The following is a 20,010-nucleotide window of genomic DNA, read 5'->3' as shown; positions in this document are numbered from 1 at the left end:
TACTATGAAATAATAGAAAGCACATGACAGAAAAAAGGAATCATATGGAGGTGTATGAATGTCAACAGAAGTTTTGATATTGATTTTCATCCCCGTATTGCTTGCCACTGCGCTTTTAGCAGCATTTTTTAGTCGTAAAGCTGTTATTAATAATTTTAAAAAAGCTGGTAAAACAGTTGAAGGAATGTTAGTAGAGGCCGAAAAAGAAGCGGCAGCTCGAAAAAAAGAATTATTATTGGAAGCTAAAGAAGAAGTTCATATACTTAAAATGGATAATGAACAAGAAATTCGCGAACGTAAAAGTGAGGTAAATGAACGTGAAAAGTTACTGTTGATGCGTGAGGAGAATTTTGAGTCGCGCCAAACAGCAGTTGAAAAACGTGAAAAAGCAATCGAGGATCGTGAAAACACATTACAAAAGAAAAACAGTGATTTAGATACAGAACGAGTAAAAATCGAGAATCTGATATCACAACAAACCGAAAAACTTGAACACATTGCAGGGTTTACCAGCAATGAAGCTAAAGAAGAGATTTTTAAAAGAACCGAGGAACAAATTTCGCATGAGTTGGGAAGTTATGTTCGTCAGATGGAATTGGAAGCAAAAGAAAATGCTGACAAGAATGCCAGAAATGTTTTATCACTTGCAATTCAGCGTTATGCTGCTGAAGTAACAACTGAAAGAACTGTATCGGTTGTGAACTTGCCAAGTGATGATATGAAAGGTCGTTTAATCGGTCGTGAAGGTCGAAATATTCGAACTATTGAATCATTAACCGGTGTAGATTTAATTATTGATGATACACCAGAAGCAGTTGTACTTTCTTGCTTTGATCCGGTACGCCGGCAAGTTGCTAAGCAAACGGTTGAAGCATTAGTTGAGGATGGACGTATCCATCCGGGACGAATTGAAGAGTTATTTGAAAAAGCATCTCGTGATGTTAACCAAATGATTAAAGAAGCTGGTGAACAGGCAGTATTTGAAACAGTTGTCGGTAATATGCATCCGGAACTGGTGAAATTATTAGGTCGTTTACATTTCCGGACAAGCTATGGGCAAAATGTGCTTAAACATTCTGTTGAAGTTGCTTATTTAACCGGATTGATGGCCGGAGAATTAGGTGAGGATGTCACTCTAGCTCGCCGCGCTGGATTACTGCACGATATTGGAAAAGCAGTTGATTATGAAGTTGAAGGCAGTCATGTCACTTTAGGTGCTGAAGTTGCTAAGAAGTATAAAGAAAATGCCGTTGTTATTAATGCTATCGAATCACATCATGGTGATAAGGAAGCAACCAGCGTCATTGCAACATTAGTTGCTGCAGCTGATTCATTAAGTGCTGGTCGTCCTGGTGCTCGCAGCGAATCAATTGAAAACTATGTAAAACGTCTTGAGGCACTTGAAGAAATTTCAACATCATTTGATGGTGTGGAAAAATCATTTGCTATTCAAGCTGGTCGTGAAATTCGGGTTATTGTTTACCCAGAGCAAGTGGATGATGTTAGCGCACATGTAATTGCCGGAAAAATTAAAGAACGAATTGAAAACGAACTACAATATCCAGGGGTAATTAAAGTTACTGTTATCCGTGAGGTAAGGGTTTCTGAAGTTGCTAAGTAAAGGAAAAGCCAAGTCTGCTTGTCAGACTTGGCTTTATTTTTTTCTCCAAAAATATGAACTGACAATGTTGTAAGTTTATCTCCATATAAAGAACACATAGTGAACAATTGAACAACATATCAGACCTGTATACTAAAAGCATACCAAGATAAAGACAACAAGTAAGACAGAATTTAATATCTTGGAGGAGGTGGTTCGATACGAGCGAGCAGAACAAATATGATAAAAAAATAAAAACTTTTTAATAATATAAATCCTTAAAAAATAAAAAAACTTTTTCATATATATCCTCTTATATATATAAAAACAGTTGCAGTTGCAACGTTTTGAGCTACCGGGTTACCTCCCCGGTAGTTTTTTATTGTTTTAAAGCAAATTTCTAAACTTCACATAAACTACACATACAGAACAACCAAAGCACATGTTATTGTCCTATAATAAAAGCATACCAAGTGAGCGACCCAACTTGTTTGGTAAAAATAAAGGCGGTATTTCATCCAAATTTAACCCAAACAGATTTGAATGATTCTTTCCAAAACACCCCTTTAAATAAAAAAACTTTTTCATATATATCCTCTTATAAAAAACGGTTACGTTTGTAACGTTTTCCAGCTATTGGCTTACCTCGCCAATAGCTTTTTTTTATTTTCACCAGTCTTTATATATGTGATATAATTAAACCTGATCATCAGCAAGGCAAGTGTAGCTTTGTTGATAAGAGAATTATATCGGAGGTAAATCAAGTGATTGATGCTTTATATATCCATATTCCATTTTGTAATCAAATTTGCACATACTGTGATTTTTCCAAAATTTATTATGCCAATCAGGCACGGCATGAATATATTACGCAGCTGCATCGTGAACTAGCATTGCTGCTTCCGGAGGCGAGACCATTGCGTACGGTGTATTTTGGTGGCGGAACGCCATCAAGTATGGATTTGGAAGAACTGGAGTATTTATTTTCAGCAATAAATCCTTTTATTGGTGAAAACACGGAATGTACTTTTGAAGCCAATCCTGAATCGCTTACCTTTGCGAAGCTGGAATTCTTAAGACAGGCCGGAGTGAATCGATTGAGTATTGGGGTGCAGACTTTTGATGAGGAGCGCCTGCAGTTGTTAGGGCGTACACATAGTCGATCTGATGTTGAACGGTGTATTAGCGATGCTAAGCGTGCAGGTTTTACTAATATTAATATTGACTTTATTTATGCTTTACCTAAGCAGACTTTGGCGGATTTGCAAAAAGATATCAGCCATTTTCTTGATTTGGAAGTGACCCATATTTCTACTTATGCGTTAATTGTTGAACCACATACGGTGTTTGGTATTGGTGCGAAGCAGGGCTGGTTTAGTGAGACTGATGAGGAATTGCAGTTTGTGATGTATTCTTATGTCCAGGAAGCTTTGCAGGAAGCTGGTTATGAGCATTATGAAGTGAGTAATTTTGCAAAACCTGGGTTTGAGAGCCGGCATAATTTAACATATTGGAATGCAGATGAATATTACGGTATAGGTTTAGGTGCGCATGGTTATATTGCTGGAGTGCGTTATGGTAATACTCGTTCGATTAATAAGTATATAGCTATGCTTGAACAGGGAGAACGTCCGCTTGTGGCTGAAGAGCGATTAAGCCAGCAAGCTCAGATGGAGGAGTTTGTTTTTCTTGGTTTAAGAAAGCGTGAGGGTATTGACCCGGCGGAATTCGGGCGCCGTTTCAATACCCCATTTGAGGAGATTTACGGAGATATAGTTGCTCGCTTCATTGCGACCGAAAAGCTGGAGGTAGTTGGCGGCTATATTCGTTTGGCACAGGAGGGAATTTTTGTGTCAAATGAGGTTTTACAAGCTTTTTTGCTTGATTAGCACATTTGTCTTGACAGTGCCAAAGCAATCGGGTATAATGGTTTTAGCACTTGAGATAACAGGGTGCTAAAAGAGGTGATTATAGTGTTAACTACTCGGAGGTCAATTGTTTTAAAAGCAATTATTGATGAATTTATTCATACCGCTCATCCGGTCGGATCAAAGTTATTGATCCAAAAATATGATATGCCTTATAGTTCGGCAACTATCCGTAATGAGATGGCAATGCTTGAAGAACTAGGCTTGTTAGAAAAAACACATACCTCTTCGGGGCGTGTTCCTTCGTTGAGTGGCTATCGTTTCTATATTAATCATTTTTTGGATATCGCAGATGATGTTCAGGAAGTGACTGATGATGATATGGATGCTGCTGAACAGATTGAACGTATTGTAATGCGCCGCGATATTGCTTTTGATGAGAAGATTCAATTGTTGTTGAGAGTATTATCAGATGAAACCGGCCTAACAGCTATTTTTATCGGTCCTTCGGCTCGCAGAAATACGATTGTACAAGTACGAATGTTACGGGTATCAGCTAATCAGGCTGCCGTACTGGTTGTTACTGATCAAGGCCAGATTGAAACTAGGTTGTTTCAATTGGCTACAATGTACGAGTTTGAAATGTTAGATAATACTATTAAATTTTTGAATCAAATGTTAAATGGTGTACCGTTAAATGAAGTGTTTGATAAGTTAGAAAATGATATCAAACCATTGCTTGAAGAATATATCGATCATTATGATCAGATTCATGATGCGATTTTACAATTTTTCAGTGCAATGAATACATCAATTACTTATTTCAGCGGGCAAGCCAATTTATTATTGCAGTCAGAATTTGAACGCAATACTATAAAAGCAATGTTTGAATTTTTAGAAGATGATGCACGACTTAGCAGCCTTAAACAGAACGAACCCGGAATTGATATTCGTATCGGTAGTGAGATTGGTGATGTTTGCTTTGAAGAGTGCGCATTAATTAGTACTACATTCCGAATGCCAATTCGTGGTCACGGAACAATTGCTATATTGGGACCAATTCGCTTAGACTATCAAAAAGTTGCTGAATTACTGAATATAGTAGGGAAAACTATTACAATATAAATGGAGGTGCGAACTAATGTCGTCAAAAAAAGATAATAAAAAAGATGAAGTTCTTGAAGAAGAATTAGTAGAAGAAAATATTGAAGAAACTGATACGGCGGAAGCTACGGTTGAAGACACCTTAGCGGAAGTTCAAGTTGAAGTGGACAAATTAAAAGAATTATTATTGCGTGAACGCGCAGAAGTTGAAAACTTCAAGCGCCGCACGCGTACTGATGTTGAAACAACATTGAAATATGCGTCACAATCTTTGATTACTGAGCTTTTACCGGTTTTAGATAGCTTTGACCGGGCGCTCGCAACTGAAGAGACTGACGAAGCAAATGCCGGCTTTGTTAAAGGGTTTGAGATGATTTATAATCAATTGTTTACTGCTTTAGCGAAGGAAGGACTTGAAATTATTCCTATTGATGGTGAATTTGATCCACATATGCATCAAGCTATTATGCAAGAGAATCATCCGGATAAGGATAATAATATCATTCTTGAGGAATTACAACGAGGTTATCGGTTAAAAGACCGTGTGCTTCGCGCAAGTATGGTGAAAGTGAATATTAAAGAATAGCTTGACTATGCTTTAATATCGAAATTTATATAAATTAATAAGGAGAGAAAATAATTATGAGTAAAATTATAGGTATTGACTTAGGAACTACAAACTCATGTGTCAGTGTTATGGAGGGTGGCGAATCAAAAGTTATTCCAAACCCAGAAGGTGGACGGACAACGCCGTCGGTTATTGCTTTTAAAGGCGATGAAGTGATTGTTGGTGATGCTGCTAAGCGTCAAGCGATTACAAATCCAAATACTGTAAGTTCGATTAAACGTCATATGGGAACTGATTATAAAGTTGAAATGAACGGAAAATCATATACACCACAAGAACTTTCAGCAATGATTCTTCGTTACATGAAAGAATATGCAGAAGGTTATTTAGGTGAGAAAGTGACTAAAGCGGTTATTACCGTGCCAGCTTACTTTAATGATGCTGAACGTCAGGCAACTAAAGATGCCGGAAAAATTGCCGGTCTTGAAGTTGAACGTATTATTAACGAACCAACTGCAGCAGCATTAGCTTATGGTATGGATAAACAAGAATCTGATCATACAATCTTAATTTATGACTTAGGTGGGGGAACATTCGATGTTTCTATCCTTGAATTAGGTGATGGCGTGTTCGAAGTTGTTTCTACAACCGGAGACCACCGTTTAGGCGGGGATGACTTTGACCAAAAAGTGATTGATTATATGGTTTCAGAATTCAAAAAAGAAAATGGTATTGATTTATCACAAGATAAAATGGCAATGCAACGTTTAAAAGATGCAGCTGAAAAAGCGAAAAAAGATTTATCAGGTGTAACTAGTACACAAATTTCATTACCGTTTATTTCTGCCGGTGATGCAGGACCAGTTCATATGGAAATGACTTTAACTCGAGCAAAATTTGATGAGTTAACTCATGATCTTGTTGAAAAAACATTAGTGTCAGTTCGTACAGCATTGAAAGATGCTGGTATGACTGGTAAAGATATTCAAAAAGTATTGCTTGTTGGTGGATCAACACGTATTCCGGCAGTGCAAGATGCAATTAAAAAAGAATTAGGTCAAGAACCTAGCAAAGGTGTTAACCCTGATGAGGTTGTTGCTATGGGAGCAGCAATTCAAGGTGGGGTACTTGCCGGTGATGTTAAAGATGTCTTGTTGCTTGATGTTACTTCATTATCATTAGGTATTGAAACAATGGGTGGCGTTATGACAAAACTTATTGAACGTAATACAACAATTCCTACGAGCAAATCACAAGTATTCTCTACAGCTGCTGATAATCAACCAGCCGTAGATATTCATATTTTACAAGGTGAACGTCCAATGGCAGCGGATAACAAAACACTTGGAAACTTCCAATTGACTGATATTCCTGCTGCTCCGCGTGGAGTTCCACAAATTGAAGTAACCTTTGACTTAGATGCTAACGGTATTGTTAACGTAAAAGCAAAAGATTTAGGAACAAATAAAGAGCAATCAATTACGATTACTTCTGCAACTAATTTAAGTGATGAAGAAATTGAACGCATGGTAAAAGAAGCAGAAATGAATGCTGAAGCTGATAAAAAACGTAAAGAAGAAGTTGAGTTAATCAATGAAGCTGAACAAATGATCTTCTCAGTTGATAAAAGCATAAATGACTTAGGTGATAAAGTTGGCGAAGAAGAGAAAAAACAAGCTGAAGAATTAAAAGCTAAATTGCAAAAAGCAATTGATGACAAAGATTTTGATACAATTCGTACTACAAAAGAAGAAATTGAAAAAGTAGCACATAGTTTTGCTGAGCAAGCATACAAAGCGCAGGCAGAAGCTGCCGGAGCTGAGGGTGCTGCTGAAGCACCGAAAGCTGATAATGTTGTTGATGCTGAATTTGAAGACGTGGAAGAAGATAAATAATGAGAGTAAAATCACTGGCGGTTTCGCCAGTGATTTTTTGTTTTTTAACAATATGGAGTACTTATCTTGATATAAAGATTTGCGTTTGATATACTATTTAAGTAAACGCAAATTAAAGGAGTTTTTTAAACATGAAAATTTTACGAATTGATGCTAATCTTAATACTGCTGATAAATCATACTCTATGGGAGCAGCTGATGAAGTTATTAAACAATTACAAGCAAAATATCCAGATGCAACTGTTGAAACAGTAAATGTTTTTGCAGCAAATGTACCAAGTTTGGCACATGATTTAATGCCAGCTTGGGGTAAAGGAGAACAAAATGAAGCAACTGCAAAACAAGCTGAGTTGTTAACTCAATTTAAATCTGCAGATTTATTTGTTGTTGCAGCGCCAATGTGGAACTTGTCATTCCCAGCAGAATTACATAAATATTTTGACAATGTATTTATTGCTAAAGAAACTTTTGGCTATACTGAAACCGGAGAACTTGTAGGCATGATGAAAGGTAAAAAAGCAATCCTTGTCAATGCGATGGGCGGAATTCATACCGGAACCAAAAATGATTTAGTTGTACCACATATCACTCAAGTACTTAGTTTCTTAGGTATTGATGTTGTGGATAGTGTTGTTATCCAAGGAACGGCAATTGAGCAATTGCCAGTAGCTGATGCGGTAGCAGCAAACAATGATCAAATTAAAAAAGCGGTAGCTGCTGTTTAATATGGCGTGTGTCGATACCTGGCTCCTGTTTTTAAAAGCCCATCGTACGTTGAACGCTAAGCTGGATAAGGCGCTTTCTTATTCGGAATTAACTTTATCAGAGTTTAGCGTTTTAGAAATGTTGCGTAAAAATGGCAGCCAACCAATTCAACAAATTGGTAATTGCTTAGGATTAACAAGCGGAACAATGACTTATACGGTAAATAAATTGGAAGAGAAGTCATATATTGTTCGTAAAAATTGTACGAATGATCACCGGGTTTATTATGCTTCACTGACTGATTCCGGACAGGCGTATATTGAAAATTGTTTTGCCGGATATTATAAAGCAATGGATGATATCTTTAATAAGTTATCGCCGCAACAACAGGCTGACTTAAGTGAGTTGTTGTATACGATTATTGATGAATAAAATAGGAAAAAGAAATATAGGAGACTATATTTCTTTTATTTTTGGCACTTGAATATTGAAAGTGCTAATTAGTTGTGATATAATAAGAGAGGTAAATCTTCACATAAAAAACAAATGCTATTTTTGTATATATGTGATAAAATATTAATAGTAACTTGAAAGACAGAGGTGAATAAAAATATGGCACAACGCGATTATTATGAGGTTCTTGGACTTGAAAAAGGGGCTTCAAAAGAAGAAATCAAAAAAGCGTTTCGCCAACTTGCTCGAAAGTATCACCCGGATGTGAATAAGGAATCTGGTGCTGAGGAGAAATTCAAGGAGATTCAGGAAGCTTATGCAGTTCTTTCTGATGATGAAAAACGATCACAATATGATCAGTATGGTCATAACGCCTTTAATCAAAATGGCGGTGGTTATGATTTCTCAGGATTTGATTTTTCAGATATTTTTGGAGACATTTTTGGTAATTTTGGTTTTGGTGGATTTGGCGGCGGCAGCCGTAACCAAAACGGACCTCGTCGTGGTTCAGATTTAGCAATGACAATGACGCTTAGCTTTGAAGAAGCTATCTTTGGTGCTAAGAAGTCAGTTGAGGTATCACGCGACGAGACATGTTCAAAATGTCATGGAACCGGCGCAGATAAGCCGGAAGATGTAGAAACTTGTGGTCGTTGTAACGGCTCAGGATATGTTACTGTGGCACAAAATACGCCATTTGGACGAATAGTAAACCAAACGGTTTGTCCTGAATGCCAAGGCCGCGGTAAAATTGTTACTCATAAATGTACTCAATGTAATGGTAGCGGCACTGAACATGTGCGCCGGACAATTGATGTAACAATTCCAGCCGGAATTGATGAGGGACAACAAATTCGTGTCAGCAATCAGGGTGAGGCCGGCAGCAATGGCGGACCAACCGGTGATTTATATATTAGTTTCCATATCTTAAAACATGAGTTCTTTGAACGTGAGGGAAGCAATATCTATCTTAAAATGCCGATAACTTTTGCACAGGCGACTTTAGGTGATGATATTGAAGTTCCGACAGTTGACGGTAAAGTGAAACTGAAAATTCCTGAAGGAACCCAAAATGGCACTGAGTTCCGTTTGAAATCAAAAGGAATTACTGCAGTGAATGCAAATCGTAAAGGTGATCAATATGTTCAGGTACACATTGTTGTTCCTAAACATATTAATAAACGCCAAAAAGAAGTTATTAAAGAAATGGATTCAATACTTGAGAGCGAGAACGAAAAAGGAACGCTGTTCGAGAAATTTAAAAAACTATTTTCTTAAGTTTTAAAACCCTGTGAGCTTGGCTCACAGGGTTTTAGTGTGTCCGTAGCCATAAAAAAGCACATTAGTGATATAATTAAGTGGTAGAGGAGGTCATTACTATGACTAATAAGGTTGAAAAGAAAGTAAAACGAGCAGCAGAAGATGCTGCGGATGCTGTTAAAGACACAGCGGACAAAGTTGGTGATTCTGTCGAATCAACATACGCGAAAACGCGGGTGAAAATGGAAGACAAAATTATCAAAAAATATGCTGAGGATCAGGCACAGGAAAAAAGCGATGAGGCAAAAGAAAAACTACATGATGTTAAAGACTCAGTACAGGACGGTTTCGAACATGCTGCCGATAATGTGAAAGCGGCAGGAACGGCTGTAAAAAATAAAGCCGGTGAAGCTGTTGATGCGGTTAAAGAAGCTGCAGAACATGTAAAAGATAAATTCTCAAAAGATGATGAGAAATAAAAAGTAAAAGACTGGTCGGTATGGCCAGTCTTTTATGGTATAATAAGGATATTATGGCTAGAAGGGTGAGCGTACATTGAAGTTTATTTCGTGGAATGTTAATGGATTAAGAGCAGCAGTTAAAAAGGGTTTTTTAGAATATTTTTCGGCAATTGATGCTGATTTCTTTTGTCTTCAGGAAACAAAATTACAGGCAGGACAGATTGAGTTAGAATTACCGGAGTATAAGATGTATTGGAATTATGCTGTAAAAAAGGGTTATTCGGGAACGGCAATTTTTACTAAGCATGAACCATTATCAGTACAATATGGTATTGGCATTGAAGAGCATGATACTGAAGGTCGGGTAATCACATTAGAGTATCCTGAATTTTATTTAGTGACGGTCTATACGCCAAACTCTCAACATGAGTTGAAGCGTTTGGATTATCGGATGAATTGGGAAGATAGTTTCTTGGCTCATTTACAGGCATTGGATCATCAAAAGCCAGTGATAATGTGCGGTGACTTAAATGTGGCACATCAGGAAATTGATTTGAAAAATCCGGGACCAAATCGTTTGAATCCAGGATTTACCGATCAAGAGCGCGGTAAATTTTCTGAATTTTTGGCTAGTGGATTTGTTGATTCATTCCGATATTTGTATCCTGACTTAAGTGATGCTTATTCTTGGTGGTCTTATCGTGCCAATGCACGCGAACGTAATATTGGCTGGCGGATTGATTATTTCTGTCTTTCGGAGCGGATTGCTGACCGCTTAAGCGGCGCGGCAATCCATGCTGATGTTTATGGTTCAGACCATTGTCCGGTCGAGCTTGATATCGAATTATAGGAGGTCTTTTATGGCAAAGATAACATTAGGAGTAACTGGTTCGGTGGCAGTTCAAAAAATTCCGCAGTTGATTCGTTTGTTGCAAGAGCGTGGGCATGAGATTTTTGTGGTGATGACTGAGGCGGCCGGTGCTTTTGGTTTTAATGATGAGATTGAGTCACTTGTAGGTAACGAACATTTCTATGATTATCATATTACCGATGAGGCAACGGATGCAATTACCCATATTTATTTAGCTCAAGAAGTGGATTTGCTGGCAATTGTTCCGGCGACTTACAATAGTATCAATAAGTATGCGCTGGGGATTGCTGATGATTTGCTTGGTTCAGTTGTTGCAGCCAGAACGGTTCAGATGGTGATTGCTCCGGCAATGAATACGTTTATGTATCAGAAACCGGTATTGCAACACTCGATGCGGGCTTTATATGAAGAAGAGGTTGGTTTTATTTATCCGGCAACAGGAATGCTTGCTTGTGGTTATGAGGGTATTGGTAAATTGGCACCTCTTGATGAACTGGTGTACGGCATTGAGCTGTATTTGCATGCCGGTGAGCGATTAAAAGGGAAGAAAGTACTGGTTAGCAGTGGTACAACCCGGGTTTATCTTGATCCAATCCGTTATATTGCTAATACTTCCAGTGGTAAAATGGGTTATGAGTTAGCGCGTCAAGCGAAACTGATGGGAGCAGATGTCACTTTGGTGAATGGTCCTAATCAGATGCCCAAAATATATGGAATTAATTATGTTGATGTAGAAACTCCTGAGCAAATGCACCAGGCAATGCTTGCTGCATTTGCCGATAGTGATTATGTGTTTATGAGCGCTGCTGTTTCTGATTATAAACCTAAAGAGGTTTCAGATATTAAAATTAAAAAGAGCGATGATGAGTTGCAGCTTGAATTGGCGCGCTCAATCGATATCTTAAAAGATTTGGGTAGTAAAAAAACGACCCAAAAGTTAATTGGATTTGCAGCAGAAGACAATAATCATGAAGAACATGCACAGAACAAGCTTTCTAAGAAAAATTTAGATTATATTGTATTAAATGATTTAAGTAATTTTGGTAGTGACGAGAATGCGGTGAAGATTATTGATCAGCAAAATAATATTGTTGAGGTGAAGCAGGCAGCAAAAGCTGTAATCGCTAAAAAAATAATAGAAACCGTGATTTGATTGAAGAAGAAAACGACCGCGAGGGCAGCCTCGCGGTCGTTTTTTTATTGATTTTGCAAATAGAAAATAGCAAGTTGGGTGCGGTCACGCAGCTCAAGTTTGTCGAGTAGGATACTGATGTAGTTGCGGACGGTGCCCTCGCTTAAGAAGAGGGCGGCGGCGATTTCTTTGTTGGAGTGGCCAAAGCTAATTTGTTCAAGAACAGCAAGCTCGCGTTCAGTGAGGTTATGCTGGGTGAAATTAACGGTTGGCTTTTGGTTGAGTAGGGACGGCAGTTTGGCACCGATGTCTTCACCGAAGACCATCTGGCCACGGTGGATGGCACGGAGGTTGTTGGCGATTAGTTCGCTATTAGATTGTTTGAGCATGTAGCCGGAAGCGCCGCTTTTGAGAGCTTGAATGATGTATTCGTCATCATAGAAGGTGGTGAGGATGAGTACTTTTTGCTTAGGATTTTTGCTGGTAATTACTTTGGTTGCTTCAATGCCATTGATTTTTGGCATACGGACATCCATAAGGATGGCATCAGGATTGAGGGTGGCTGCGAGTTCAATGGCGGCAGCACCATCATTGCCGGTACCGACAACTTCAATATCGTCATGATTTTTCAGCATTAATGTGAGAGCATCAATAATAAATTGGTCGTCATCAATAAGTATTACTTGCATATGTACAACTCCTTTATTTGAATGGTAGGGTGATTACGGTAAGGAAGCCATCATTTTGTGAGAAACTAGCGTATCCGTTCTGGTTTTCTACACGCTCACTAATGCTTGCCAGTCCTAATCCAGGATGATTATCGTGAATGTTTGTTCCGTTATCATGGATTTGATAACGGATGAAGGTTGGAAATTGTTCAAGTTTAATATCAACAGTAGTAGCATTGGAATGTTTAATGACATTAGTAAGTGATTCTTTAGTTGTCATAATTAATGTTTCCAGAATAGCATCATCTAGTTGTTGCGTATCATCATATAAATCATAATTCAGCTTACAAAAGTAAAAATCAGTGAGCATATCAATGAAAGTCTGATAGTTATTTTTTTGACTGTCATGTAAATTGTGTACGGTTTTTCTAATATCATCCAAAGCATTGGTCAAACTATCATGAACAGTTTGCAGCATTGGCAGTTGTGGATTATCAGGCATGCTGGTATCAACAATTGCACCGACCATCATCAAACTGCGGGCAACAAGGTGGCCGACATGGTCGTGAATATCACGTGCTATGCGGTTACGTTCTTGGTTTTTGGCGGAATTAGCTGCTTGGCTTGTAGCTAGCAAAAGTGCTTCATTTTGCTTACTTAATTGCAATTCGAGAGTATCATGTGCTTCTTGAAGCTCGTGATACTGCTTTTTCATCAGTTTTTGCCGATAAAATTGAAAGCAGAAAAATAAGGTAGTGGCGTAGGGGATTAAAATAAGCACTGATTGAGTATTTAGGTAGCTCAGAACGAGGGCAATTAGGGTAAATATATAAAATTCATCATGGATGAGGATGAGTGGTGCCAGGAATGCAGCTTGCGGGAAGATGAAACTTGCGATAATGGTAAGAATAAAAATACTTATGCGCAAAAATCTGTTTGGCAGCAGTTGAACGATTATTGAAATAATCAGAATAATCAGTAAGATCAGCACATCTTGTGTTGGCGCTAACGGATAAATTTGATAATAACTGATGATGCTTATGAGTAACAGAATGATTTTATAAAACAGCATTTTTTTCACCTCTATGTTTATTATAACTAATATATGGCTAAAATATACGAAAAATTATAAGTTATGACAAATGTCACTAGTGGCTGCAGAGATGATTATATATAATAAAAGCAAGATACAGAGGAGTGGCTATTTATGAAAGTAATTGTTGATGTAGATGGGGTTGTAAAGCGTTATAACAATGTAGCAGCTTTGAAGAAATTTTCAATTCAGGTTCGGGAAGGTGAAATTTATGGTTTGCTTGGGCCAAACGGTGCCGGAAAAACGACAGCAATTAATGCAATTTTGGGTTTATTGTCAATTGATTCCGGGTCAATTAAGATTTTTGATAAAGAACTGAAGGGCAATGAAGCGGCAATAAAAAAGCAAGTAGGTGTTATTCCCCAGCAGGTTGCAGTTTTTCGTGATTTAACGGTACAAGAAAATATTGATTTTTTTGCACAACTTTATAAGGTTGCTGCTAGTAATAGAAAACAGTATGTTGCCGATGCAATTGCTTTTACTGGTTTAGAGGCATATAGTAAAAAACGCGCCAAGGAATTGTCAGGTGGTTTGCAGCGGCGACTAAATATTGCTTGCGGTATTGTTCATAAGCCGAGACTTATTTTTATGGATGAACCAACTGTTGCAATCGATCCGCAATCACGGAATAGCATTTTGGAAGGCATTATTCGGTTGCGGGATGAAGGTGCAACGATTGTTTATACTTCACACTATATGGAAGAAGTTGAAGCGATTTGTGATTATATTGCGATTGTTGATAATGGATATATTATCGCACAAGGAAGTAAAGAAGCATTAAAAGATATGGTTTCAGATAAAGAAGCTATTCGTATTATTGCCGATAACTTGAATGAAACGGTATTTAAGGAATTAAGGTTGCTGGCCTTAGTAGAGGATGTTACCCATGAAGCCGAAGTTTTAACTATTTCAATTCAGAAAAATGCTGATGTGTTGAACAAAGTAATTACAATATTACAGGCCCACGGTGTTGAAATTCATTCAATTAATGTTGAGACGCCAACGCTGAATACTGTATTTTTGACATTAACCGGCAAACAATTACGGGATTAAGGCTGGGTGATGAGTATGTTTATTAGTATTTTTTACTATCGCTTACTATTACTGTTACGTGACCGCAGTAATATATTCTTTATGCTTATTTTTCCGCTGATATTGATTACCGGTTTAGGGATGATGCTTAATGATATCATGTCACCGAATTCACTGTTAGTTGCTGAGCCATTTGCAGTTGTGTATGAGAACAAAACAAATTCGGTTTTAGAAACCGAGTTTGCTGATTTCCTTCAAAACCGGGAAATTACCGAGATGCTGACATTTTCAGATTACGATAACTATGACGAAGCAAAAGCAGCATATCAAAGCGGGAAAGTCAGCGGTATTGTTGTTGTAAAAAGTGTAGAAAATGGATTAACAATTGATGTGCAGACGGCAGAACCTACTGGTATGATTGGCAAAATTTCTCAGAGCATCTTTGGCAGTTTCGCTTCAATGAGCAATGCAGTTATGCAGGTTTACATGAATGGTGGCATAGTTGACACCAGCACTTTCCAGGATAGCTATATTGCCAATGAGACCCTTGCATGGCAGAAAAAAGTGCCGAATGCTTATGAGTATTATATGGTGACTAATTTGGTAATGACAGCCTTATTTGCCGCATTTTATGCCTTAAATATTCTTGAGGATAATGAAATCTCTCAAGGTATCGGCGTGCGTCTGCGGACGACGCCAATACCGATGTGGATGAATATTATGGGGCAGTTAAGTGCCGCCTTACTTGTTATATTGGTACAGATGGGCATAATTGTCTTGTTTGCACATTTCGTTTTAGGTGCATATGTGGGGACGAATATTGGCTTGGTAGCTTTGTTGTTGTTGGTAACCGCACTTTTGGGACTTGGTATTGGGTCAATGTTTGCAGCAATTCGCAGTATGACTATGGCTTCAAGACTCAACGTGCTAAGAACGACATTGATATTACTTACTTTTTTAGCAGGTGGATATGTTGCCGGTATTGAGAATGTATTGCTGAGTGTTGCACCATTCTTAGAATATATATTGCCAAGCTTTCTAGCGCAAAATGCACTGTTTGAAGCAATATTTTTTGAAAATATCGCTGTTTACTGGCAGAATTTAGGTATTCTTGCAGTTATGGCAGTTGCAGCTTTGACTTTAGGAATAACTTTAGCTAGGAGGAAACTATAATGCGCGGATGTATAAACTTTGTTATCAAGTATTGTTTTAAACAAATCAGCCAGGTTATTATGTTAGTTGCATTTGTCGCCTTTGCCTTCTTGGTGGTTATGTTATCTTTTAGCGGCAGTGGTGATAGTAATCAACTAAATGTCGTTGTACATGATTTAGATCAAACAGCTATTACTGCTGTTCTGATTGATGAAATCAGTACACAAGCAACAGTTGTTGAAACCGGGTCTGAAGATCAGTTGCAGAAACAGCTGTTAAGCGGAAAAATCCAATATATTATTGAAATTCCTCAAGGTTTTACGGCTGCAATTATTGAGAGTACACCGAAGGTTGTAACGACTAAGATTGATGGTACTAATTCAACAGTAATTATTGATACCGCTATTAATCAATTTATCAATCGTGCCAAGGCATCGCTGTCCTTAGCATCGACGCCCGAAGAGCTTGCTCAAATTGTTACCGCCAGTCACGAAGGGGCAGTACAAGTGAGCAGTACTTCTCTAGCAGTTAATGATGGTATGGAGAAGGCAGCAACCGCATTTCCGATTATCGGTTATGCCTTTAGTGCCGCATTCATTGGCTTTGTGATGAACTTTTTGGTTGAACAACGCAAGAGCGGGATTGATGATCGGATTAAACTGACGGCGACAACAGCACGAGGATATATAAGCGGCATCATGATTGGCTATGTTATTGTTGGGGTTATTATTACTGCCTTAACATTATTAGCGGCAAATCTAATTATTGGTATACCACTCAATTTTTGGTTGTTTATTTACTTGTTGTTGTTATCCTATGTGTTTATGGCCTTAGGACTTGCTGCCGGAAGTATCAGCAAAGATGGTTTATCAAGTATGATATTTGTACAAACAGCTTCATTATTGATTGCAATTGCCGGTGGTTTCTTTGTACCATATAAAATGTTGCCGGAGGCGATTCGTACGGTCGGATATTTCTTGCCGGGTTATTGGTATACTTCAGCAATAACTGAGACGGTAAAAACCGGGTTGCCGAACTTTTTATCGATAGGTGTACTAATTTTATTCATTATATTGTTATCGCTTTTAGCAATGTTGTTACGTAATCGTAAACAAATGCAGACTTATTAGGGGAAAAATAAAACCCCGCATGGCCAAGGCCGTGCGGGGTTTGTTAATAATTATTATTGAAGTAAGTTAAGGATAAAGAAGCCAAGCGCGAATGCGGCTAGGATGGTTAGCACTAAAATAATGATAAGAATAATAATCACTGTGCGTTTTTTCATGAGTCTTGCCTCCTAGAGATTAATTTGATTATAGCACAAAGGTTTTATTGAAAGCAAAAATATCAGTTAGTGAAATGAAAACATGGTATAATTGTTACTATGAAAGAAGGGGTAAATATGGGTGTTTTTAATCGTATTGCAGTAGCTTTGGTTACGCCGTTCAATACACTCGGTGAGGTTGACAGTAAAAGGCTGCAACAATTAGTTGAATGGCATATTCATGAAGGGATTGAAACTTTCTTGTTGAATAGTATTACAGCTGAAGCACGAAGCTTGCAGGATGAGGAGTTACAGGAAGTTATTAGCAGTGTGGTGAGTGTGGCTCAAGGCCGCGCAAAAGTGATTGTTGCTTTAGATGAGGGCCATGTTGCTACTGCTGCACAATTTATTATTGATGCTGAGATAAGTGGAGTTGATGCGATTCTACTATCAATGCCGGATGTCTTTTTGAGTGATGCTTCTGGAGCCCGCCAGTATGTTGAATATGTAGTGGATCATACTAATATGCCGATTATTTTGCATTTTGACGGAATGCAGCATAGTTATGACTATGATGCATTGGATTTTCTCCCATTGGTAGAATTACCGCGTGTGAGCGGAGTTAATGTTACTAATGTTGATCTGGAGTATGTAAATAATTTAGTGAATTTATTGCCGGAGTCGTGTGCCTTTTATAGCAGTGATGAGCATTTATTGGTGCCTTATATGGCAATGGGCTTTGCTGGTGTGTTTAGCAGTGTAGCTAATTTATATCCTAAAGTAGTGCAACAATTAGCGAGTTTGGCTGAGCAAGAGGATTATGCAGCACTACGTTCGCAAGCACGAACAATTTTTTTATTAAATGAAGCTTTAAGTGATGTTGCCGGGATTAAGGCGGCTTTGAATATTACCGGTATCAGTGTCGGTGATGTACGTTTGCCGCTGACTAAAAAACCTACAGAGGTGACTCGCTATATCAAAGATTTATTAGAAGAAATTGAAGCTGATGCTTTATTTCCGACAGATTAAACAGAAAAAGGATGAAACTAAATGAATTTTAAACAGCTACAAGAGAAAGTCGTTTTTTGGCGCCGGAATCTGCATCAGATTCCGGAGTTAGGTTTTAAAGAAGAAAAAACCGCTGCGTTTATTCGTGAGCAACTGAATACTATGGGTTTAGTGTATGAAACCGTGTGCGGAACTGGTACATTAGTGTTTTTAGATGCCGGCAGCGAGGAAACGTTGGCTTTCCGCGCTGATATTGATGGTTTGCAGATTGCCGAGGAGACTGGCAGTGAATTTCAATCGCAGTATGCCGGAATGATGCACGCGTGCGGTCATGATGGACATACGGCAACAATGCTTGGCTTTGCTAATTTCTTGGCGTTGCACAAACCTTTGCTGATGAAGAACATTTTATTGATTTTTCAGCCGGCAGAAGAAGGTCCGGGTGGAGCAAAGGCAATTATTGATAGCGGTGCGTTTACAAAATACAAGGTAAAGGCTGTTTATGGCTTGCATGTTTGGCCGGAATTGACCGAAGGTATTTTTGGTTCAAAACCAGGGCCGTTATTGGCACAGAATGGTGAGCTAGAGGTTGTTGTTCATGGGAAAAGCGCTCATGGTGCAATGCCACATGACGGTGTTGATGCTATTGTAGTAGCAACTGATATTATTCAGCAGTACCAAACAATACTTTCGCGTCAAATTTCACCGATGTTTCCGGCAGTTATTAATATTGGTAAAATTAATGGTGGTGATGCAGCTAATATTGTTGCTGAGCGAGTTGAGTTTCAAGGAACAGTTCGCGTGTTTTCTGATGAGGCTTTTTATTTAATTAAAAAGCAAATCGAAAATATTCATCGAGCTGCTGAGATTGCTTATGGTTGCAAAATTGAATGGCGAATGCCTGCTGGTTATCCGCCGGTAATAAATGATACAACTTTATTTAAAACCGTGGAGCAAGCTTTTGCTAAGTTTCATTTACCGTTTGTAGAGTTTGATACGCCATTTATGCCGGCAGAGGATTTTGCTTTCTATCAGCAAGAAGTTCCCGGAGTGTTCTTTTTCCTTGGTGTTGGCAATGTGGCACTTGGGAATACGGCACCACTGCATAATAGTAAGTTTGATTTTAATTCAGAGATTCTGGTTAAAGGTGTTGAGGCATTTGTTGCGATAGCAGCAAATGGCGGCTGCTTTACCGAAGCAGTCGATATATACTAGAAAAAAGCGTCAGGGTATCATCCTGACGCTTTTTCTGACGATTTTGTAAGTTGATGCGGCAGAAATGTAAGAGCAGTCCATGGCAGCGTGTATTGGTATTGGGTATACTTAATATAGAAGAAAGGGCGTGGACGCAATGAAGAAATTAGTTTTCGGTTTCATCGCAACAGTTTTAATTCTCAGCAGCCTTGCTGTCTGTGGTTACTATATTGGCAGAAATGTGTTATTCCGGGTTGCTCATACCGATGTTATTCAAGAAGTGAGCAAGAAGTATGATGTTGATCCATATTTATTGATGGCGCTTGTTGCTAAAGAATCAGCTTTTAATAAAGAAGTTATGGAGAGTTATTCGCCAACAGAAACGTATAATGGAGCAATTAATTTAACTGATACAGCTGCTCAGGATTGGGCCAATAAAGCCGGTATTATTTTGAATAAACCAGCTGATATTGCTGATCCGAAGGTAAGTATTGAACTGGCAGGTTATATTCTGGCAACCGCTAAACAAAATGTTGGTAATGATACTAAGAAGCAGATCGCTGAGTTTTTAAAACGAAATGACGCAACTAAAAATAACGATACTTATGTGAATGAAGTAGCCTCAAGTATTTTAATATATCGACTTTTATATATGAATTTAGACTAGTTGTTTTTTAGAGAA

General features: G+C 38.3%; 19 protein-coding genes. 17 read left to right on the top strand and 2 right to left on the bottom strand.

All coding sequences use genetic code 11. From position 1 onward, the window contains the following. The first annotated feature begins 58 nt into the window (after positions 1-58). From rny to coaBC, 11 genes are all read left to right on the top strand, one after another. Positions 59-1,621, top strand: coding sequence for a ribonuclease Y (gene rny, locus FEZ08_RS02945; protein WP_138190228.1), 1,563 nt, complete (start codon positions 59-61; stop codon positions 1,619-1,621). 743 nt (positions 1,622-2,364) lie between these two features. After that, positions 2,365-3,489: a radical SAM family heme chaperone HemW gene (hemW, locus tag FEZ08_RS02940; protein ID WP_171014910.1), complete on the top strand. Its 1,125-nt coding sequence runs from the start codon at positions 2,365-2,367 to the stop codon at positions 3,487-3,489. Between the two features lie 84 nt (positions 3,490-3,573). Beyond that, positions 3,574-4,593 (top strand): heat-inducible transcriptional repressor HrcA, encoded by a 1,020-nt coding sequence (gene hrcA, locus FEZ08_RS02935; RefSeq protein WP_171014909.1) that lies wholly within the window; start codon positions 3,574-3,576, stop codon positions 4,591-4,593. 16 nt (positions 4,594-4,609) lie between these two features. After that, a complete protein-coding gene (gene grpE, locus FEZ08_RS02930; RefSeq protein WP_138190225.1) occupies positions 4,610-5,158 on the top strand; it encodes a nucleotide exchange factor GrpE in 549 nt (182 codons plus the stop codon). A gap of 56 nt (positions 5,159-5,214) precedes the next feature. Then, positions 5,215-7,035, top strand: coding sequence for a molecular chaperone DnaK (gene dnaK, locus FEZ08_RS02925; protein ID WP_138190224.1), 1,821 nt, complete (start codon positions 5,215-5,217; stop codon positions 7,033-7,035). A 131-nt stretch (positions 7,036-7,166) separates the two neighbouring features. Continuing rightward, the gene (locus tag FEZ08_RS02920) at positions 7,167-7,760 is read left to right on the top strand and encodes an FMN-dependent NADH-azoreductase (RefSeq protein ID WP_138190223.1); all 594 of its coding nucleotides are present in this window, start codon (positions 7,167-7,169) and stop codon (positions 7,758-7,760) included. A gap of 1 nt (position 7,761) precedes the next feature. Beyond that, the gene (locus FEZ08_RS02915) at positions 7,762-8,172 is read left to right on the top strand and encodes a MarR family winged helix-turn-helix transcriptional regulator (protein WP_138190222.1); all 411 of its coding nucleotides are present in this window, start codon (positions 7,762-7,764) and stop codon (positions 8,170-8,172) included. Between the two features lie 180 nt (positions 8,173-8,352). Next, a complete protein-coding gene (gene dnaJ / locus FEZ08_RS02910) occupies positions 8,353-9,471 on the top strand; it encodes a molecular chaperone DnaJ (RefSeq protein ID WP_138190221.1) in 1,119 nt (372 codons plus the stop codon). A 101-nt stretch (positions 9,472-9,572) separates the two neighbouring features. Then, complete coding sequence (locus tag FEZ08_RS02905) at positions 9,573-9,932, top strand: hypothetical protein (protein WP_138190220.1); 360 nt, start codon at positions 9,573-9,575, stop codon at positions 9,930-9,932. A gap of 76 nt (positions 9,933-10,008) precedes the next feature. Then, positions 10,009-10,764 (top strand): exodeoxyribonuclease III, encoded by a 756-nt coding sequence (locus tag FEZ08_RS02900; protein ID WP_138190219.1) that lies wholly within the window; start codon positions 10,009-10,011, stop codon positions 10,762-10,764. 10 nt (positions 10,765-10,774) lie between these two features. Further along, positions 10,775-11,938 (top strand): bifunctional phosphopantothenoylcysteine decarboxylase/phosphopantothenate--cysteine ligase CoaBC, encoded by a 1,164-nt coding sequence (gene coaBC / locus FEZ08_RS02895; RefSeq protein WP_171014908.1) that lies wholly within the window; start codon positions 10,775-10,777, stop codon positions 11,936-11,938. Positions 11,939-11,982: 44 nt separating this feature from the next. On the opposite strand, the gene FEZ08_RS02890 is transcribed toward coaBC, so the two are convergent. Then, positions 11,983-12,606, bottom strand: a complete 624-nt coding sequence (locus tag FEZ08_RS02890) for a response regulator transcription factor (RefSeq protein ID WP_138190217.1) — start codon at positions 12,604-12,606, stop codon at positions 11,983-11,985. Between the two features lie 13 nt (positions 12,607-12,619). Beyond that, on the bottom strand, positions 12,620-13,657 hold the full coding sequence (locus FEZ08_RS02885; RefSeq protein WP_138190216.1) for a sensor histidine kinase: 1,038 nt from the start codon (positions 13,655-13,657) through the stop codon (positions 12,620-12,622). A gap of 135 nt (positions 13,658-13,792) precedes the next feature. Here FEZ08_RS02885 and FEZ08_RS02880 point away from each other — a divergent pair, with 135 nt between their 5' ends. The 6 genes from FEZ08_RS02880 to FEZ08_RS02855 all read left to right on the top strand — a co-directional run bounded on the left by FEZ08_RS02880 (position 13,793) and on the right by FEZ08_RS02855 (position 19,995). After that, a complete protein-coding gene (locus tag FEZ08_RS02880) occupies positions 13,793-14,731 on the top strand; it encodes an ABC transporter ATP-binding protein (protein ID WP_138190215.1) in 939 nt (312 codons plus the stop codon). A 15-nt stretch (positions 14,732-14,746) separates the two neighbouring features. Beyond that, positions 14,747-15,883, top strand: a complete 1,137-nt coding sequence (locus FEZ08_RS02875; RefSeq protein WP_171014907.1) for an ABC transporter permease — start codon at positions 14,747-14,749, stop codon at positions 15,881-15,883. Continuing rightward, complete coding sequence (locus FEZ08_RS02870; protein WP_138190213.1) at positions 15,883-16,992, top strand: ABC transporter permease; 1,110 nt, start codon at positions 15,883-15,885, stop codon at positions 16,990-16,992. Before FEZ08_RS02875 ends, FEZ08_RS02870 begins: the two co-directional genes overlap by 1 nt. 272 nt (positions 16,993-17,264) lie before the next feature. Beyond that, entirely contained in the window at positions 17,265-18,155 is an 891-nt protein-coding gene (locus tag FEZ08_RS02865) for a dihydrodipicolinate synthase family protein (protein ID WP_171014906.1), read from the top strand. Positions 18,156-18,176: 21 nt separating this feature from the next. Then, positions 18,177-19,349 carry a M20 metallopeptidase family protein gene (locus FEZ08_RS02860; protein WP_138190211.1) on the top strand — a complete coding sequence of 391 codons (1,173 nt, stop codon included), beginning with the start codon at positions 18,177-18,179 and terminating at the stop codon, positions 19,347-19,349. Between the two features lie 136 nt (positions 19,350-19,485). Further along, on the top strand, positions 19,486-19,995 hold the full coding sequence (locus FEZ08_RS02855) for a transglycosylase SLT domain-containing protein (protein ID WP_138190210.1): 510 nt from the start codon (positions 19,486-19,488) through the stop codon (positions 19,993-19,995). Positions 19,996-20,010: the final 15 nt, after the last annotated feature.

It is taken from the genome of Culicoidibacter larvae, assembly GCF_005771635.1.
GTDB lineage: Bacteria > Bacillota_I > Bacilli_A > Culicoidibacterales > Culicoidibacteraceae > Culicoidibacter > Culicoidibacter larvae.
Note: the sequence above shows the minus strand (reverse complement) of the source record. Positions and strands in the feature narration are given on the sequence as shown.

Excerpts from the sequence above, each read along its gene's own strand:
- rny (WP_138190228.1), top strand. The coding sequence starts at position 59 with ATGTCAACAGAAGTTTTGATATTGATTTTCATCCCCGTATTGCTTGCC.
- grpE (WP_138190225.1), top strand. The coding sequence starts at position 4,610 with ATGTCGTCAAAAAAAGATAATAAAAAAGATGAAGTTCTTGAAGAAGAA.
- dnaK (WP_138190224.1), top strand. The coding sequence starts at position 5,215 with ATGAGTAAAATTATAGGTATTGACTTAGGAACTACAAACTCATGTGTC.
- FEZ08_RS02920 (WP_138190223.1), top strand. The coding sequence starts at position 7,167 with ATGAAAATTTTACGAATTGATGCTAATCTTAATACTGCTGATAAATCA.
- FEZ08_RS02915 (WP_138190222.1), top strand. The coding sequence starts at position 7,762 with ATGGCGTGTGTCGATACCTGGCTCCTGTTTTTAAAAGCCCATCGTACG.
- dnaJ (WP_138190221.1), top strand. The coding sequence starts at position 8,353 with ATGGCACAACGCGATTATTATGAGGTTCTTGGACTTGAAAAAGGGGCT.
- FEZ08_RS02905 (WP_138190220.1), top strand. The coding sequence starts at position 9,573 with ATGACTAATAAGGTTGAAAAGAAAGTAAAACGAGCAGCAGAAGATGCT.
- coaBC (WP_171014908.1), top strand. The coding sequence starts at position 10,775 with ATGGCAAAGATAACATTAGGAGTAACTGGTTCGGTGGCAGTTCAAAAA.
- FEZ08_RS02890 (WP_138190217.1), bottom strand. The coding sequence starts at position 12,606 with ATGCAAGTAATACTTATTGATGACGACCAATTTATTATTGATGCTCTC.
- FEZ08_RS02885 (WP_138190216.1), bottom strand. The coding sequence starts at position 13,657 with ATGCTGTTTTATAAAATCATTCTGTTACTCATAAGCATCATCAGTTAT.
- FEZ08_RS02880 (WP_138190215.1), top strand. The coding sequence starts at position 13,793 with ATGAAAGTAATTGTTGATGTAGATGGGGTTGTAAAGCGTTATAACAAT.
- FEZ08_RS02875 (WP_171014907.1), top strand. The coding sequence starts at position 14,747 with ATGTTTATTAGTATTTTTTACTATCGCTTACTATTACTGTTACGTGAC.
- FEZ08_RS02870 (WP_138190213.1), top strand. The coding sequence starts at position 15,883 with ATGCGCGGATGTATAAACTTTGTTATCAAGTATTGTTTTAAACAAATC.
- FEZ08_RS02865 (WP_171014906.1), top strand. The coding sequence starts at position 17,265 with ATGGGTGTTTTTAATCGTATTGCAGTAGCTTTGGTTACGCCGTTCAAT.
- FEZ08_RS02860 (WP_138190211.1), top strand. The coding sequence starts at position 18,177 with ATGAATTTTAAACAGCTACAAGAGAAAGTCGTTTTTTGGCGCCGGAAT.
- FEZ08_RS02855 (WP_138190210.1), top strand. The coding sequence starts at position 19,486 with ATGAAGAAATTAGTTTTCGGTTTCATCGCAACAGTTTTAATTCTCAGC.